The sequence below is a fragment of the Bacillus sp. SIMBA_031 genome, assembly GCF_046535225.1.
GTDB classification, from domain to species: domain Bacteria; phylum Bacillota; class Bacilli; order Bacillales; family Bacillaceae; genus Bacillus; species Bacillus velezensis.
Map to the genome: position 1 here is coordinate 1 of NZ_JAWRXC010000023.1, position 2,311 is coordinate 2,311.

Consider the following 2,311-nt stretch of genomic DNA (forward strand, 5'->3'; position numbering starts at 1 on the left):
TCTAAAAAAGTAGAGAAAATCTTTCAAAAACTGGTGGACAGACATGAGTCATTACGAACATCTTTTGAAGATGTGAATGGTGATATTGTCCAAAAAATCCATTCGGATTTCTCCTTTACAATGGAAAGAAGAGACAGAAAAGGATGGGCGGTTGAAGATCTTTTAAAGGATTTTGTTCGTCCGTTCGAATTGAATAAAGCCCCTCTTTTTAGAGTGGAAATGGCTGAATTAGAGGAAGCAACTTATTTAATGGTCGATATGCATCATATCATCTGTGATGGTGTCTCCGTCGAACGATTATTTTCTGAGTTTAAGGAATTATATAACGGTCAGGACCTTAAACCATTAAGAATTCAATATAAAGACTTCACCGCATGGCAGAATTCTTTCCTGAAATCAGACGAGTTGAAAAAACAGAAAGAGTATTGGACTGAACAATTCAAGGGAGATATTCCAGTTTTAAATCTGCCATACGATTTTGAAAGACCTCTTATGAAAAGTTTTGAAGGAAGTCATCTAGGCTTTTCGTTGAATGAAAACCAAACAGAAGGTTTGCGTGAAATTGCCAAGAAAACAGGTACGACTATGCATATGGTATTGTTATCTGCCTTCTATATTCTTTTGTCTAAATACAGCGGACAGGAAGATATAGTAGTCGGTACTCCAATTGCAGGAAGAACACATGCGGATTTGCAGGATATCATGGGAATGTTCGTTAATACTCTTGCATTACGAAACAAGGTGGAGGGAGAGAAATGTTTCCTCAAATTTTTAGCTGAGGTGAAAAGCAATTCTCTGCTTGCCTATGAAAATCAAAACTACCAGTTTGAGGATCTGATTGATACGCTTGAGGTAAATAGAGAAACAAGCAGACATCCGTTATTCGATGTCATGTTTAATATGAGCCATGCCACTGAAGTGGCTGAAAGAGCAGATGAAGGCTTACAGCTGAGACAAATTCAAAGAGAAAGTCATATCTCCAAATTTGATTTGACGCTTCATATTACAGAACACAAAAACAGATTAAACGGAAATATCGAATATTGTACGCGTCTTTTTAAGAAAGAAACGATTGAGAGAATGGCACTCCATTTTAATGAAATTGTGACTAGTATCTGCAGAAACGATGAAGCTGAACTATATCAAATTAACATGATGACTGAACCAGAAAAACATCAAATTTTACACGAGTTTAACAATACGAAAACCATTTATCCAAGAGAAAAAAACATCGTAGAACTATTTGAGGAACAAGTGGAAAGGCGACCGGGACATCAAGCAGTTGTTTACGAAAACCAGCATATTACGTATAAAGAGTTAAATGAAAAAGCTAATCAGCTTGGCCGCGCTTTACGCAAAAAAGGCATCCGATCAGGTACTGTAGTAGGGATTATGATCGAAAGTTCAATTGAGATGGTGATTGGAATTCTAGGTGTGTTAAAAGCAGGCGGTGCCTATCTTCCGATAGATAAAAGCTATCCGGCAGACAGAATTGGCTATATGTTGAGAGACAGCAACGCTCAAATACTGTTAACTGCGGGCAGTGAACAAGATTTGGCAGATTTTTCAGGAGAGAGACTCGATATTAAGGAAGAACGACTGTATCAAAATGACACAAGTAATTTATGTTTCGGCGGTTCTCCTCTCGATTTAGCGTATATTATGTACTCATCCGGCAGTACTGGGGAACCAAAAGGAATTCTTGTAGAACACCGAAATGTGGTAAGACTGGTGAAAAATAATCAGTTTGTTCAATTCCAAGACAATGATGTGATACTGCAGACAGGATCACCAGTCTTTGACGCAATTACCTTTGAGTTGTGGGGAGCGTTATTGAATGGTATAAGCCTTTGTTTAGTCAGCAGAGAAATCATCCTTTCGGCAGATCGGCTTGAAAAAGAAATCTCGTCTCAAGCAACTAGTATCATGTGGCTGACTGTAGCTTTATTTAATCAATTAGCGCAAGAAAAGCCAGAAATGTTTAGGAAACTGCGGTATTTGATTGTTGGGGGAGATGCTTTATCAGCTAAACACATTAACTTAGTGAAAAGAAAATGTGAAAACGTGAAAATATTAAATGCATATGGGCCAACAGAAAATACAACGTTCTCGACAACCTTTCATATTGAAAAAGAATATGAGGGCGCTATTCCAATCGGTAAGCCTATAAGCAATTCAAGTGCTTATATAGTGGATCGATATGGAAACTTACTCCCAACAGGGATTTATGGTGAACTATATTTAGGCGGAGATGGCGTAGCAAGGGGCTATTTAAATCAGCCTGAATTATCTGGGGAGAAATTTATACAAA

General features: G+C 37.8%; 1 protein-coding gene. It reads left to right on the top strand.

The features are described 5' to 3' along the window. Positions 1 to 2,311: non-ribosomal peptide synthetase (locus SB724_RS19300; protein ID WP_410572390.1), on the top strand; the 2,311-nt coding region annotated here is incomplete at both ends.